The sequence below is a fragment of the Streptomyces sp. NPDC021093 genome (genome assembly GCF_044333135.1).
Taxonomy (GTDB): Bacteria; Actinomycetota; Actinomycetes; order Streptomycetales; family Streptomycetaceae; genus Streptomyces.
Genome location: NZ_JBIRQJ010000006.1, coordinates 468811 through 483505, shown reverse-complemented (window position 1 = coordinate 483505; position 14695 = coordinate 468811). Strand labels below are relative to the sequence as shown.

General features: G+C 70.3%; 12 protein-coding genes. 5 read left to right on the top strand and 7 right to left on the bottom strand.

Annotated elements, in window-relative coordinates; all coding sequences use genetic code 11:
- Nucleotides 1-6: 6 nt before the first annotated feature.
- The 3 genes from ACH4SP_RS21085 to ACH4SP_RS21075 all read left to right on the top strand — a co-directional run bounded on the left by ACH4SP_RS21085 (nucleotide 7) and on the right by ACH4SP_RS21075 (nucleotide 4455).
- Nucleotides 7-1281, top strand: coding sequence for an activator-dependent family glycosyltransferase (locus ACH4SP_RS21085; RefSeq protein ID WP_398417024.1), 1275 nt, complete (start codon nucleotides 7-9; stop codon nucleotides 1279-1281).
- Between the two features lie 306 nt (nucleotides 1282-1587).
- Nucleotides 1588-2298: a hypothetical protein gene (locus tag ACH4SP_RS21080; RefSeq protein ID WP_398417023.1), complete on the top strand. Its 711-nt coding sequence runs from the start codon at nucleotides 1588-1590 to the stop codon at nucleotides 2296-2298.
- Between the two features lie 96 nt (nucleotides 2299-2394).
- Complete coding sequence (locus ACH4SP_RS21075; RefSeq protein ID WP_398417022.1) at nucleotides 2395-4455, top strand: BTAD domain-containing putative transcriptional regulator; 2061 nt, start codon at nucleotides 2395-2397, stop codon at nucleotides 4453-4455.
- Nucleotides 4456-4554: 99 nt separating this feature from the next.
- Here ACH4SP_RS21075 and ACH4SP_RS21070 read toward each other — a convergent pair whose 3' ends face one another.
- The 3 genes from ACH4SP_RS21070 to ACH4SP_RS21060 all read right to left on the bottom strand — a co-directional run bounded on the left by ACH4SP_RS21070 (nucleotide 4555) and on the right by ACH4SP_RS21060 (nucleotide 7907).
- A complete protein-coding gene (locus ACH4SP_RS21070) occupies nucleotides 4555-5988 on the bottom strand; it encodes a cation:proton antiporter (RefSeq protein ID WP_398417021.1) in 1434 nt (477 codons plus the stop codon).
- Nucleotides 5985-6608, bottom strand: a complete 624-nt coding sequence (locus ACH4SP_RS21065) for a flavin reductase family protein (protein ID WP_398417020.1) — start codon at nucleotides 6606-6608, stop codon at nucleotides 5985-5987. The genes ACH4SP_RS21070 and ACH4SP_RS21065 overlap by 4 nt, the downstream gene beginning before the upstream one ends.
- Nucleotides 6609-6677: 69 nt before the next feature.
- On the bottom strand, nucleotides 6678-7907 hold the full coding sequence (locus ACH4SP_RS21060) for a methyltransferase domain-containing protein (RefSeq protein ID WP_398417019.1): 1230 nt from the start codon (nucleotides 7905-7907) through the stop codon (nucleotides 6678-6680).
- A 283-nt stretch (nucleotides 7908-8190) separates the two neighbouring features.
- Between ACH4SP_RS21060 and sbnA the strand changes: the two genes are divergently transcribed.
- Both sbnA and sbnB read left to right on the top strand, forming a co-directional pair.
- Nucleotides 8191-9276 carry a 2,3-diaminopropionate biosynthesis protein SbnA gene (sbnA, locus tag ACH4SP_RS21055; RefSeq protein WP_398417018.1) on the top strand — a complete coding sequence of 362 codons (1086 nt, stop codon included), beginning with the start codon at nucleotides 8191-8193 and terminating at the stop codon, nucleotides 9274-9276.
- Nucleotides 9270-10259 carry a 2,3-diaminopropionate biosynthesis protein SbnB gene (sbnB, locus tag ACH4SP_RS21050; protein ID WP_398417017.1) on the top strand — a complete coding sequence of 330 codons (990 nt, stop codon included), beginning with the start codon at nucleotides 9270-9272 and terminating at the stop codon, nucleotides 10257-10259. The genes sbnA and sbnB overlap by 7 nt, the downstream gene beginning before the upstream one ends.
- 121 nt (nucleotides 10260-10380) lie before the next feature.
- On the opposite strand, the gene ACH4SP_RS21045 is transcribed toward sbnB, so the two are convergent.
- From ACH4SP_RS21045 to ACH4SP_RS21030, 4 genes are all read right to left on the bottom strand, one after another.
- Nucleotides 10381-11409 (bottom strand): Gfo/Idh/MocA family protein, encoded by a 1029-nt coding sequence (locus ACH4SP_RS21045; RefSeq protein ID WP_398417016.1) that lies wholly within the window; start codon nucleotides 11407-11409, stop codon nucleotides 10381-10383.
- Between the two features lie 63 nt (nucleotides 11410-11472).
- Nucleotides 11473-12093: a dTDP-4-dehydrorhamnose 3,5-epimerase family protein gene (locus ACH4SP_RS21040; RefSeq protein WP_398417015.1), complete on the bottom strand. Its 621-nt coding sequence runs from the start codon at nucleotides 12091-12093 to the stop codon at nucleotides 11473-11475.
- Between the two features lie 63 nt (nucleotides 12094-12156).
- Nucleotides 12157-13575 (bottom strand): NDP-hexose 2,3-dehydratase family protein, encoded by a 1419-nt coding sequence (locus ACH4SP_RS21035; protein WP_398417014.1) that lies wholly within the window; start codon nucleotides 13573-13575, stop codon nucleotides 12157-12159.
- Between the two features lie 5 nt (nucleotides 13576-13580).
- The gene (locus ACH4SP_RS21030) at nucleotides 13581-14690 is read right to left on the bottom strand and encodes a DegT/DnrJ/EryC1/StrS family aminotransferase (RefSeq protein ID WP_398417013.1); all 1110 of its coding nucleotides are present in this window, start codon (nucleotides 14688-14690) and stop codon (nucleotides 13581-13583) included.
- Nucleotides 14691-14695: the final 5 nt, after the last annotated feature.

The window sequence follows — 14695 nt, the reverse complement described above, 5'->3', positions numbered from 1 at the left end:
CACACCATGCGAGTTCTGTTCACCACCACCCCCGAGAAGACCATCTTCATGAGCATGGTGCCGCTGGCCTGGGCGCTGCGCACGGCGGGCCACGAGGTGCGGTTCGCCAGCCAGCCCAAGTTCGCCGACACCATCACGCAGGCCGGACTGACCGCCGTGCCCGTGGGCCGCGACAGCGACCTGTTCCGGGTGGCGCGGACGACCCCCGAGCTCCTTGAGGAGGCGCGCGCCGGACTGCACGCGCCCTGGGACGTCGCGCAGGATCCGTCGAAGGCCGTCTGGGAGCCCATGAGGGCCGGGTACTGGGACGCCGTCGAGGAGGGGCACAAGCCGGAGAACTTCCCCATGGTGGCCTCCCTGGTGGAGTTCGCCCGGCACTGGCGGCCCGACCTGGTGGTCTGGGACCCGCTGACGTACGCGGGACCGATCGCGGCGAAGGCGTGCGGCGCCGCCCACGCCCGGCTGCTGTTCGGCGTGGATGTCTTCGGGGTGGCCCGGGAGCACTTCCTGCGGCTGAAGGAGCAGCAGCCGGAAGGGGAGCGGGTCGATCCGCTCGCCGACTGGCTGGGCGGCTACGCCCGCAGGTACGGCGGCGAGTACACCGAGGACATGGCGTCGGGACACTTCACCCTCGACCAGTTCCCGCGCAGCCTCCAGCTGGAGGCCCCCGGACTGCACTACGAGCGGATGCGGTACGTCCCCTACAACGGCGCCGCCGTGGTGCCCGACTGGCTCTGGAAGAAGCCCGCGAGGCCGCGGGTGGCACTCACCATGGGGATGAGCGCCACCGACCTGTTCAGCGGCTACACCTTCGGCCTCCAGGACGTCCTGGACTCCCTGGCCGACCTGGACATCGAGGTGGTGGCCACCGTCGCGGACAGTGCGCGGGCCGCGCTGCGACAGGTCCCGGACAACGCCCGCCTCGTGCCGTACGTGGCACTGCACGCACTGGCCCCGACCTGCGACGCGGTCATCCACCACGCGGGTCCGGGCACGCTGGCCACCGTCGCCCGGCACGGAGTTCCCCAACTCTCCCTGCCCTACAGCTTCGACGAGCCGCTCTTCGCCTCCGCCCTCACCGCGTACGGCGCGGGGCTGCACATCGAACCGGAGGCCACCAGCGGCGGCGCGGTCCGGGCACAGGTGCTGCGGCTGCTCGGCGAGGAGCGCTTCAAGGCCGGGGCCCGGAAACTGCGCGACGAGTTCGATGCGCTGCCCTCGCCCAATGAACTCGTCCCGTCGGTCGTCGACTTGACGTTCCGTCACAAACCTGTTGGCTGACCGCGTGCGGGCCCGGAAGTGTAGAGAATGTGCTGATGGGGCCGGGTGCGGCGTGGCCTGCTTGCGGTTGGAAGATGATGAAGAACGTGTGCGTGAAGTCGCCTTTCGAGTAAGGTCAACCAGGACCGCCGGACATGATCATCCGGAAGTCGCCCGCGCTCGTCTGCTCATCGACGCGGGCGTGCACGGCGCGACTGGTGCCGGCAACAGGGGCCCTCCGATGGTCAGTTGTGTGCGGACAGCCACGGCTGCTCTCCGCACGGCAGGCCACAACCCCCCACGAGCGAACGGATGGATTGATCCACCTTGAAGGAAGAGCAGAACGCGACATTGGACGAGCCCAGTGTCCTGGGCCAGACGAACGCGGAAACGGTGCTGGCCGGCGCCGCCTTCGCGGTGGTGGGCGCAGGACTCGGCTGGCTCGTCAAGCTTGCGGCGAAGTGGCTGGTCTCGCTGCCCTGGGCGCCGATGCAGGGGCCCGCGAAGCTGGTGACCTCGCTTCCCGAGCCCGGACTCACCATCGGGATCGCCAGCCTTGGCGCCCTGATCGGCCTCGGCCTGGTGCTCTACGGGCGCTTCGAGGACCTCTCCGTCACGGTGGCGGGCGACAGCGTCACGCTCACCCGCAAGGGGGAGTCGTGGCAGGTTCCCGGTTCCGGCATCGCCCTGGTCTTCCTGGACGACAAGCAGTTCGTGCTGCTCGGTCACGACGGGGGTGAACTCGCCCGGGAGAAGTGCGACGTGGACACCAAGCGGGTCGCCGCCGCTGTCCAGGGACACGGCTACGCATGGGCGGAGAAGGACCCGCACAAGGACGAGTTCCGCAGGTGGGTCTCCGGCATGGCCGGCATCTCCGAAGGTGCCAACGCACTCCTCAAGGCGCGCTCCGTCGTGCTGGAGAAGGGGTCCGACCTCGAACAGCTCCGGGAACTGAGGGCGGAGCTGGGCAAGTTGGGCGTCGTTGTGCGCGATGACAAGAAGAAGCAGTATTTCCGGATGTCAAACGCCTCTTCCTGACAGTCGAGTTGGGGGAGCGCGGGTGTTTCCCAGGGCCCGCCGGAGGACTCCGGCGGGCCCTGTCGCAATAGCTTGAACACGACGCGGGGGTGTCACGTGTTGAATGCTTCGTTGGACGTTTCATTGGATGTTTCCCTTCTCGGGCCCGTGGTGGCGAACAGGGGGGATCACCGGATAGAGCTCGGATCACCGACCCAGAGAACGGTGTTCGCCGTGCTGGCCGCGAACGAGAACCGAGTGGTCAGCAGAGAGGAACTCGTACGCGCGGTCTGGGGTTCGGACGCCTCCGAGACCGTGATGAACAGTGTGTACACGTACATCGCCAGGCTCCGGAAGTGTCTGGAGCCCGGCAGGGCCCGGTTCGCGCAGCCCGAGGTGCTGGTGTCGGACAGCCTCGGCTACATGCTCAGCGTCCCCGCGGAGCGGGTCGACACACGGCGGTTCTCCACCGCCCTGAGCGCCGCCCACCGGCTGCGCGCCGACAACGACACCGAACGGGCCGCCGCCAAGCTGGAGGAAGGCCTCGCCCTGTGGCGGGGCACGCCGTACGCGGGCACGGTGGGCACCTTCGTGGCGTCCGAGCGCATCCGGCTCGCGGAGACCAGGCTGCTGGCGATCGAGGACCACGCCGAACTGCTCCTGGAACTCAACCGGCCCGCGCACGCGATCGGGGAACTGTCCGCGCTCGTCCACCGCTACCCGCTGCGCGAGCGGCTGCGGCTGCTGCTGATGCGCTGCCACGTCGAGCTCGGCCAACACGCCGACGCCATCGGCGAGTACCACGCGCTGCGCACCAGGCTCGCGGAGGAACAGGGCCTCGAACCGGGGGAGAGCCTGCGGGAGTTGTACGAGAAGGTGCTGCACGTCGGCCGCCCGGTCACGCCGCGTCCCGCCAGGCGGGAGAGCGCCGCCGCGGCTCCCAGGGCGGACCGGGGGGACAGGGGAGACAGAGGAGACGGAGGAGACAGGGAGAACGCCGGACGCCGGTCCGAAGGGGCCGCGAGGATCCTGGTGCCGGCCCAGCGGACCGCGTCGACGGTGCGCCAACTGCCCCGGTCGACGCGCTGGTTCATCGGCCGCGAGGCCGAACTCGCCTGTCTGGAAGCGATGGTGGCCCAGGCCGACGAGGCGGGTGAGTCCGCGCTGCTGCTGCTCACTGGGGGTCCCGGAGTGGGCAAGACGACTCTGGCCACCCAGTTCGCCCGTACCCTGGCGGGCCGGTTCGCCGACAGCCAGTACCACCTGGATCTACGCGCGTTCTCGGCCAGCAGCGCACCGCGCAGTGCGTCCTTCGCGCTGCGGCGGCTGAACGCCACGCTCGGCGGCCGTCCCGAGGCGCCGGGACTCGACTCCGAGACCGAGTACCGCAGCCGGGTCGCGGACCGCGAAATGCTGCTGATCCTGGACAACGCGACCTCCGTCGAGCAGGTCAGGCCGCTGCTGCCCGGCACCCCCGCCAGTCTGGTGATCGTCACCAGCCGGTGGGGGCTGTCCGGGCTCATCGCGCAGGACGGCGCGCGCCGCTTCGTGGTGGAGCCGCTGAGCCGGGCGGACGCACTCCTGCTGTTCACCGGGATCGTGGGCGAATCCCTGGTGGCGCAGTACCGCGACGAGGTCGAGCACCTCATCGAGGCGTGCGGGGGACTGCCGCTGGCCCTGCGCATCGCGGCGACGCAGATCAAGATCTCCCCGTTCCCCTGGGTGGCCGTCGAACGCCTCCGCACCGCGGACCTGAGCACGGCGCTCGCCCTGCCGGGCGACGCGAACTCCACGCTGAGCACCGTCTTCGGCTGGTCGTACTCCGGGCTCCCCGGCGAGGCCGCGCTGATGTACCGGACGCTGGGCCACCACCCCTCGCCCGAGATCGGACTGACGGTCGCCGCGACGCTCAGCGGCATGGGCGCGGCGGACAGCCGCAGGGCGCTGGACGTGCTCGTCGACGCGAGCCTGCTGCGCGAGGTGGCCCCGGACCGCTTCCGGATGGACACCCTCCTGCACGCACACGCGCGCCGGGTGGCGGAGGCGGCCACCGAGAGCGCCCAGGGGCGGCAGGGCGCCGGTGGGGGAGTGTCCGGGTTACGGTCGTCCGCCGTGCAGAGCGCGGGCCGGAGGTTCTGCGGCGGGGACCGGCCGGCCGGACGCTCGCTGAGCGCCTAGCAGTCGGCGCTCCCGGGGCCGGTCGGGGAACGTGACGAGAGCCGTACGGGCCGGGGGAATCCTCCTCGGCCCGTACGGCTCTCCTCATGTCCGCACCCGTCATCCCAGCGGGGCCGGTTCGGCGGTTCTGCCCAGGCGCGGCATGACGATCCCGGTCAGGGCCGTGGTCAGGACCGCCAGGAGCACCAGCATTGTGAAGCAGGCCGTGTTGATGAGGCCCGCCTCGTAACCGATCTTGGCGACGATCAGCTCCGTGACGCCCCGGCAGTTCATGAGGATGCCGAGCTGGAGCGATTCCCGCGCCGGTAGCCCGGCCAGCCGGGCCGCGCCGCCCGAGCCGAGCAGCTTGGCGAGCTGGGCGACCACCAGCATCAGCGCGAACACGCCCCAGACCGCCGGGTCGGAGCCGAAGACACCGACGGACGTCTGGAGGCCGATGCCGGCGAAAAACAGCGGCAGCAGGATGAGCAGGGTGAAGCTCCGCAGCTGCGTGGTGATCCGGTCGATCACCGGTACGTTCCGCGGCACCACGGTGCCGAACAGGAAGGCGCCGATGACCGGGTGGAGGTGCATCACCTGGGTGAGGATCGCGTAGCAGACCGCACCGATGACCAGCACGATCGTCAGCGTCCGCATCGACAGCCGCTCCACCAGCAGCGCGAGCAGCGGACGGACGCCGAGGAAGGTCAGCACCCCGAGCGCGCCGACCCAGCCCGCGGTCCGCAGCAGCTGTCCCGGGTCCCCGGAGCCGGTGAGCACCACCGTCAGCGCGAGCCAGGCGAGGCCGTCGCCCATGGCGGCACAGGTCATCGCCAGGCTGCCGACCCGGGTGCGGTCCATCCTGAGGTCGACCAGGATGCGGGCGAGCACGGGTACGGCCGTGATGGCCAGCGCCAGGCCGACGAAGAGGGCGTACTGCGTCGTGGTCGCCCTCTCGCCGATCAGCATCGGTGTGAAGAAGAGCGCGAACGCGGCACCGCACACGAACGGCAGCGCGGTGCCGCCGACGAGCGTGGCGCCCAGCGGGCCCTGGTTGCGCAGCTTGCCGGTACGGACCTCGCAGCCGATCAGGAACATGAAGATGAGCAGGCCGAGCTGCGCGACCTTGTCGAGGCTGTCGAGCACGCCGGGCGGGAACAGCCGGGCGCTCGCCTCCGGCCACAGCAGACCGAGCGCCGAGGGGCCCAGCGCCAGGCCGCCGAGTATCTCCCCGAGCACCGGCGGCTGCCCGATCCGGTTCATCAGCGCGCCCAGACAGTGGCTGACGAAAAGGATCACGGCGACGGTGAGCAGGAAGCGGGTGAGCGGATTGGTCCACAGCGTCCCCTCGCCGCCCTCGAACAGCCCGGTGAGACCGAGGAAGACACCCGAGCCGGCGAGCACGGCCAGACTCACCCACAGCCGCCGGGCGGGGTAGGGCCGGCCCGCGGCAGGTCCGGCGGCCGCCCCGGGTACGGTGTCCGGCCCGGCGGCCGCCTCCGGCACGGTGTCCCGCACAGCGTCCGGGACGGTGCCCGGCTCGGGCGCCGTCACCGGATGCCCGCTTCCGCGCCCATGACCTCCGCGGCCTCGGTGGGGTGCAGGCCGACGAAGCCCCGCCTGCCGTACAGGAGCGGCCGTCCCACTCCGTTCTCCACGCTCACGACCCGCCCGAAGACGACCACGTGGTCGCCGATCACCACGGTGTCGGCGATCTCGCACTCGGCGACGGCGTACGCGTCGTCGTACAGCCAGGGCACCCCGAGCGTCGGGGCGGGGCGCCAGGCGGTCCGCTCGAACCGGTTGGGCCGGGTCGAGGCGAACACGCTGGCGGTGCCCGTGGCGCCCTGGTGCAGCAGATTCACGGCGAAGGTGCCGCGGGCCCGCAGCGCCGCCAGGGTGCCGCTGCGGGACTCCAGGCAGACCTGGAGGGTGGGCGGGGAGAGAGTGACGCTCGTCAGCGAACTGCACGTCAGGCCGTGCGGCCGGCCCGAGGGATCGACGGCGGTGACGATCGAGACGCCCGTGAAGTACGAACTCATGAAGTCGCGGAAGGCCGTCGAGGCCCCTCCGTTCTCCTCGGTCCCGGCCTCGGCCGAGTGACCGGCCGAGGGTCCGGTACCGGGGCCGGGGAGGACCGCGGTCCCGGTCCCGTCGCCGTTCACTTGCCGCATTTCAGTCTCCACAACTCTTCTCTCCCCGCCGTCGGTTCCCCTGGTCGGACTGGATGTCGGACTGCTCAGCTACGCGATGTGGACGTCGGGCACGTAGAGGATCCACTTGCCTCCCGCGTCCCGGAACGCCTGCTCCTTGGCCATGATCTCCTCGGCGTGGTTCCACGCGAACAGCAGCGCGTAGTCCGGGTGGTCGGCCGCGAAGTCCTCGGGCGTACGCACCGGGATGTGGGTGCCAGGGGTGACCCGGCCCTGCTTCGCCGGCGTCGTGTCGCAGACGTAGGACACGAGGTCGGGCGTGATGCCGCAGAGGTTGGTGACCGTGGCGCTCTTGGCCGTCGCGCCGTAGCCGGCGACCGTCTTGCCCTCGTCCTTGAGGCGGCGCAGCAGCGCCGTCAGGTCCTCGCGGATCTTGGTGACGTTGTCGCCGAACCCCTGGAGCGTGGCCAGCTCGCCGAGCGCGGCCTTCTCCTCGGAGGCCAGCAGCACGGCGACGGCCTCGGAGGACTTGCGCTGCCCGGCCGGTGCGAGGGTGTAGCGGACCTCGCCGCCGTGCACGGTGAGGCGCTCCACGTCGACCAGCTCCAGGCCGTTGCGACGCGCCATCTCGCCCACCGAGCGGGCCGTGAAGAAGAAGAAGTGCTCGTCGTAGACCTGGTCGAAGGAGGTGCGCTCGACGATGTCACCGAGGTACGGGTCCTCGAACACGAAGACGCCGGTCGGCTTCAGCAGTGCGCGCACCCCGGCCAGGATCGAGTCCATGTACGGGATGTGGCACAGGGTGTTGGCCGCGTAGATCACGTCGGCCCGGCCGTCCTCGGCCGCGATCTCCAGGGCCGTCGCCTCCTCGAAGAAGGACTTGCGGACCCGGATGCCCTTGGCGGCGGCCAGATCGGCGACGCCGCCGGACGGCTCGACGCCCAGGTGCCGGACGCCGGCCTCGGCGACGGCCTTGAGCATCACGCCGTCGTTGCAGCCCAGTTCGACCACGAAGGGGTCCTCGGCCGTCAGCTCGGTCGCGAGGAGCTGCTTGGCGAGACCCTCGAAGTGGTCCCGCATGAACGAGGAACCGGAGGAGACATACGGGTACTCCTCGTGGAACATGCGGTCCCGGGGCACCTCCTCCATGAGCTGGACCATGGTGCAGCCGCTGCACAGACCCACCGCGAGCCGGAAGAAGAACTCCGAGCTGTGGTCGGCGTCGGGCGCGGGGAAGGCGTCGGACAGCGGCTGGCGGCCGAAGTCGAAGAACTCATTGACCTGGTCGCCGCAAATACGGCACTGCGAGGTGCTCGGCATGGAATCTCCTGAATGGCGCGGATGAATGGCGCGGACGCCGGTCCGCGGATAAGCCGTCGGGAAATCCGCCTGTTGTGACACGCAGGCCAACTCCAAAGCGGATGGGACAAATTCTTGGCCGAAGCGGCGCCCCGGGGGAAGTGTGCGAATTCGAATTCTGTCCCGCTGGCGGGACAACCGCCGCAAGGGATCCGCAGGCGCCCGTCAGGTATTGACACCTGCCGGAAAAGCCCGGATACGGTAATCGAAAACCATTGGTTCACATGACAGGGGCGACAAGCGCATGGGGGAACCGCACGTCAAGGGAATCCTCTCGGCCGTCGGGGGTACGCCTCTGGTCGAGCTGGAGAAACTGGCGGCACATTTCGACTTCAGGGTCTTCGCGAAGGTCGAGCGCTTCAACCCGGGCGGCAGCATCAAGGACCGCCCGGCGCTCAACATGCTGCTGGCGAAGGTGCGTGCCGGGGAGCTGGTGCCGGGCAGACACACCGTCATCGAGTCCAGCTCCGGCAATCTCGCCGTCGGCCTCGCACAGGTCTGCTGCTACTTCGGGCTGCGCTTCGTGTGCGTCGTCGACGTGCGCACCACCGAGCAGAACCTCGCGGTGCTGCGCGCGTACGGCGCCGAGGTCGAGGTCGTCACCGAACCCGACCCGGCCTCGGGGGAGTACCTCCCCCAACGGCTGCGCAGGGTAGCCGAGTTGGCGGCACGTACACCGTACTCGTACGTGCCCGACCAGTACGGCAACCCGCGCAACAGCGAGGCCCACCTGACGACGATGCGCGAGATAGACCAGGCCCTCGACGGTCGGGTCGACTACGTCTTCTGCGCCGCCGGCACCACCGGGACGCTGGGGGGCTGCGCGGCGTACGTGCGTCAGCGCGGACTGCGCACCAGCCTCGTCGCCGTCGACGCGGTGGGCAGCGTGCTGTTCGGCTCGCCGGTCTCGTGCTCCCGGCTCATCCCGGGGCACGGCACCTCCGTGACGCCGTCGCTGTTCGACCCCACGGCCGCCGACCACGTGGTGCACGTCACCGACCTGGAGGCGGTCGTCGGCTGCCGCCGGCTGGTGCGCCGCGAGGCGCTGCTCGCCGGAGGTTCGTCGGGTGCGCTGGTGGCGGCCCTGGAGAAGATGGCGCCCGTCGTCGAGGCCGGGTCCACCGTCGTGCTGGTGCTGCCGGACGGCGGCGACCGCTATCTCGACACCGTTTACGACGACACCTGGGTGCGCCGCCACTTCGGCGAGGTCTCGCACCTGTGGGCGGAGTCCGGCACGGCAGGCACCGCCGATGCTCCGGATCTTCCCGACCTTCCCGATCTTCCCGACCTTCCAGATCTTCCTGATGCCAAGGAGACCATTTCGTGCTGATCATCGGACACCGTGATGTGCACCGCGTCCTGGAGGGCCAGGAGGACGCGGTCCTCGCGCTGGTGGGCGACACCTACCGGCTCCACGAGGCGGGCAGGACCGCCGTACCGCACTCGGTCTTCCTGCGCTTCCCCGACAGCCCCCGGGACCGCGTCATCGGGCTGCCCGCGTACGCGGGCGGGGAGCGGCCGGCCGCGGGCATGAAGTGGATCGCGAGCTTCCCCGGGAACGTGGCCCGGGGCAAGGAGCGGGCCAGCGCGGCGATCCTGCTCAACTCCATGGCGGACGGCACCCCGCGGGCCTGTGTCGAGGCGTCCGTGATCTCCGCACGGCGCACCGCGGCCTCGGCCGCCCTCGCCGCCGCGGCGCTGGTGACCGGGCCCGAGCCGCAGGGCATCGCGCTCGTCGGCTGCGGGCCGATCAACCGCGAGGTGCTGCGCTTCGTGAAGGCGGCCCTGCCGTCGGTCCGCGAGGTGACCGTCTTCGACCTGGACGCCGACCGTGCTGCGGCGTTCGCGGCGGGCGCGGGGGAGGGGCACCCGGACCTGAGGTTCGTGGTGGCGCGGAGCGCCCAGGAGGCGCTGGGCGCCCACGGGCTGGTGTCGCTGGCCACCACGGCGGGCGAGCCCCACATGGACCTGTCCGCGTGTGCGCCGGGCGCCACGGTGCTGCACGTTTCCCTGCGCGACCTGACCGTCGACGCGATCCTCGGGGCCCAGAACGTCGTCGACGACGCCGACCACGTGTGCCGCGAGCGCACCTCGTTGCACCTCGCCGAACAGGCCACCGGCGGGCGGGAGTTCATCGATGCGAGCATCGGTGAGCTGCTCTCCGGGGAGTCGGGATTCCGGCGGGACCCGGAGCGGGTAGCGGTCTTCTCCCCGTTCGGGCTCGGCGTGCTGGACATCGCGCTGACCCAGTGGGTGTACGACGCGTGCGAGCGCGCGGGGTCCGGGGTCCGGGTGGACGGCTTCCTGCCGTAACCCCTCTTCTCCTCCCGTGACCCCTTCTCCTCGACCGTACGAGAAAGCCTCCCGGACCCACCCTCTGCAGGGGGTCCGGGAGGCTTTCTCGTACGTGCGCGGGGCCGCGGGGCGCAGGTGTTCAGATCGCCGCCTGGTAGGCGACCTGCTGGATCTGCTGGATCAGGGCCGCCTGCCGCAGCGTGCCCTCCTGGTGCTCCCGTACGCACCGCTCGCCCAGGACCGCCTGCACGAAGGTGTCGACGATGTTGGCGAACTGGTCGTCGGCCGGCAGCGTCCGTTCCTCGCTGTGGTCCTGCCGCTCGATCCGCAGCACCGGCTGGTACGTCGGCGGCGGGGTGAAGGCGCGGTCCAGGGTGAGCCGTCCCGTACTGGCGGACAGGCTGTAGCTGTTGCCGTAGCTGTGCTCCATGCCGAAGGTGAGCTGGGCGGGGATGCCGTCGGGCGTGCACAGCAGCACACTGCCCGACATCGCGACCCGGTGCTCCTCGTGCCGGCGGAACACGGCGCCCACCACCCGCAGCTCCGGGCCGAGGAAGTACTGCGCGGCGCGCACCGGGTAGCCGCCGAAGTCCAGGAACGGGCCGCCCCCGACCTCGCTCTGGTACCGGATGTCACCGGCCGGCTTGGGCGGGATCGTGAACGTGCTGGAGAATCCGCGCAGTTCGCCGATCGCGCCGTCGGCCAGGGTCCTGCGCACCGCCTCGTGCTGGGAGTGGTGCAGGAACATGTAGTTCTCCAGCAGCACGAGACCGCTGGAGCGGGCGAGTTCCACCAGCCGGACGGTCTCGGCGTGGCTGCCGGTCATCGGCTTCTCGACCAGGACATGCTTGCCCGCCCGCAGCGCCCGCTCCACCCACTCGGCGTGCAGCAGGCCGGGCAGCGGGATGTACAGGGCGTCGAGCCCTTCCTGGTCCAGGAGGCTCTCGTAGCCCTCCAGGGGGACGCCGCCGAAGCGGTCGGTGAACTCCACGGCGGAGCTCTTGCTGCGGCTGGCTATCGCCGCGATCTCCACCGCCGGGTTCCCCGCCATGGCCGGAAGGGTGCGCCTCCAGGCGATGTCGGCGCACCCCATGACGCCGATGCGCAGTCTGTCGCGCGCTACTTGGGCGCGCGTCTCTTGGGCGCGCGTATCTACGAACACGGACATGGAAGAACTCCGCTCAGCAACATGGGACGGTGGGCGACGGCCGGCCCTCCGCGGGGCAGGGGGTCAGGCCGGGCGCTTCGCCAGTGCCGCGTAGTGGGCGAGGCAGTCCTCGTAGGACGGCAGCATGCCGAGGGCCTGTGCCTCGGACAGGGTGGGTGCCGTGGCGTCCTTCTCGGACATGACCGGCGGCTCCTCAAGGTTCCACGGAATGCCGATGTCCGGGTCGAGGGGGTTGACCTCGATCATCGTCCCGGGGACGTAGGCCTCCGAGCAGAGGTAGTTCATGCAGGCGTCGTCCGTGAGGGTCAGGAAGGCGTGGCCGATGCCGTCGGCCAGGTAGACGGCCATGCCGGACTCCTCGTCCTGCGGCGTCACGTCGTACATGCCGAAGGTGGGGGAGCCGACCCGCAGGTCCACCGCCACGTCGAGCACGGCGCCGCGCACACAGGTGACCAGCTTGGCCTGGCCGGGCGGCAGCGAGGTGCTGTGGATGCCGCGGACCGTGTTGCGGCGGCTGAGCGAGTAGTTCGCCTGCCCCACGACGAAGGGGTAGCCGACGATGTCGGTGAGGATCTCGGACCGGAACGCCTCGAAGAACCAACCGCGCTTGTCCGGGTACTTGTTCGGGGCGATGCGGTACGCATCCCGAATGTTCATCTCGGTGACGTGTGCTGCCTCAAACATTCCGACCAGCTTCCGAAAGTGATGGCGTACGACGTGAGGGGGTGAGAGGCGTCTGCACTGGCATCAGCGCAGGCTGTACAGGCAGGTGAGCAGGGACCGGGCCTCGACGTTCAGGTAGTGGCCGTGCCGCAGCAGGTCCATCAGCTGACGGATGGTCACCCACTGGAACTCCGGTGGCACGTCGAGGGGGAAGTCCTCCTGCGCCTCCAGGATCTGATAGCGCGTCAGCGCGTTGTAGAACCGGCCGCCCTCCTCCGAGAGCACCTGGTCGTACCGCGAGGTGACCGCGCCGGCCCGCAGCACGTCCCGCAGGAAGGGCTCGGACACGTCGTCCAGGTCCTGCCCCGGCAGCAGATGCACGGTGGGGGCCATCTCCACCTGGTCCATCAGCCCGTACTCGGGCCTGGCGCGCACCAGCAGGTGCAGCACCCCGTGGATGGGGCGGGTCAGGAACGCGGCCCGCGCCTGGCCGTACGGGTGCAGCAGCGGCTGGGTCCACCCGGCGACCTCGCGGGTGTTGGCCGCGACCTCCACCGCGATGATGCGGAAGTCCTTGCCGCCGCCGGTCTCGGCGATCTCCTTGTCGTCGCGGGTCCAGCCCGCCACCTCGTTCACGGGGATCAGCCGCGCCGACCACTCGCAGCGGGTCTTGGCCTCGGTGAACCAGCTCAGGATCTCGCGCTGGGTGTGCAGCGCCCGCCCGCCGCCGTCCGCCGTGTCCTCCCGGTACGAGCGCACCAGCGCCGCGCCGAAGGCGTCGGCGGGGGCACTCTCGTCCCGGTCGGGCAGGGCGAAGGACATGCAGGAGAGCACCGTCCGCGCGTCCATGTTGAGCAGGTTGTCCCGCTGGGTCAGCTCGCGGACCTGGGCGAGCGTGAGCCAGACGAAGTTGTCGGCCAGCGGCACGTCGCCGGTGGCCAGGACGACCATGTTCCGGTTGCGCTTGCGCCAGAACCAGGCGCCCTGCTCCGACTGGAGCACGTCCACCAGGACCTGGTCCCGGTCGGGCCCGACGAACCGCTCCAGATAGCGGGTCCCCTTGCCCTTGTGGACCTGGGTGTAGTTGCTGCGGGTGGCCTGCACGGTGGGCGACAGCTGGATGGTGTTGACGTTCCCGGGCTCCATCTTCGCCTGCATCAGGCAGTGCAGGACCCCGTTGAACTCCTTGACGACGATCCCCAGGATCCCGATCTCGGGCTGGTGGATGATCGGCTGCGACCGGACCTCCCGGTTGCCCTCGCGGGCCCGCAGACCCTCGACGGTGAAGAACCGGCCGCTGTCGTGGCCCAGGTTCCCCGTCCTCGGGTCGAACGCCCAGGAGTCCAGGCGGTCGAAGGGGATCTGCTCCACCGAGAACCCGCCCGAGCGCAGCCGCTCCTGCCACCACAGGTGGAACTCCGCCGAGGTGGTCAGGGCGAGTCCTTCGGCCTCCCGGTGTGCGGCGGCGTGCCCGCGGGGGCCTGGCTCCACGACATGTGTCACTTGGGTCAGAGCCTTCCCGCGACGTCGAGCAGCTTCTCGATGACCCGCTCCTGCTCGGCGTCGGTCAGCGAGGGGTACATGGGCAGCGAGAAGATCTCCTCGGCCAGCCCGGTGGTGACCGGAAGGTCGTCCTTCGTGTACCCGAGGTGCCGGAAGCCGGTCTGGGCGTGCACCGGCCAGGGGTAGCTGATGTTGAGCACGATGTCGTGCTTCTTCAGCTCCTCGATGATCTGGTCCCGGCGGGGGTGGCGCACCACGTACACGTAGTAGACGTGGTCGTTGCCGGGGGCGATGACGGGGGTCACGATGCCCGAGCCGGCGAGCGCCTCCTCGTAGCGGGCGGCGATGGCCCTGCGGCGGGCCAGGTAGGTGTCGAGGCGGGTCAGCTTGCGGCGCAGGATCTCCGCCTGCACCTCGTCGAGCCGGCTGTTGTGACCGGGCGTCTCGATGACGAAGTACCGGTCCTCCATGCCGTAGAAGCGCAGCCGTCGCAGCCGGGCGTCCACCTCGGCGTCGTTGGTCACGGTGGCGCCGCCGTCGCCGTACGCCCCGAGCACCTTGGTCGGGTAGAAGGAGAACGCGGCGGCCCTGCCCATGGAGCCGGCGATCCGGCCGTGGTGGCGGGCGCCGTGCGCCTGCGCGCAGTCCTCCAGGATCACCAGACCGTGCTCGGCGGCCAGCACCTCCAGCGGTGCCATGTCGACGCACTGGCCGTACAGGTGGACCGGCAGCAGGCACTTGGTGCGCGGCGTGACGGCCGCGGCGACCTGGCTCACGTCCATCAGGTACGTGTCGGGGTCGATGTCGACGAACACCGGCTTCGCACCGACGGCGTCGATCGCGATGACGGTCGGCGCGGCGGTGTTGGAGACGGTGATCACCTCGTCCCCGGGGCCGACGCCCAGGGCGCGCAGACCGAGCACGATGGCATTCGTGCCGTTGTCGACGCCGACGCAGTGGTCCACGCCGTGGTACTCGGCGAATTCCTGCTCGAAGCCGCGGACGCTCTTTCCGAGCACCAACTGGCCCGAGCCGAAGACCGCGTCCACGGCTTCGAGGATCTCCGCGCGTTCCTTCTCGTACTCCGGCAAGTACCCCCACACATGCTGGGTCATCGCGC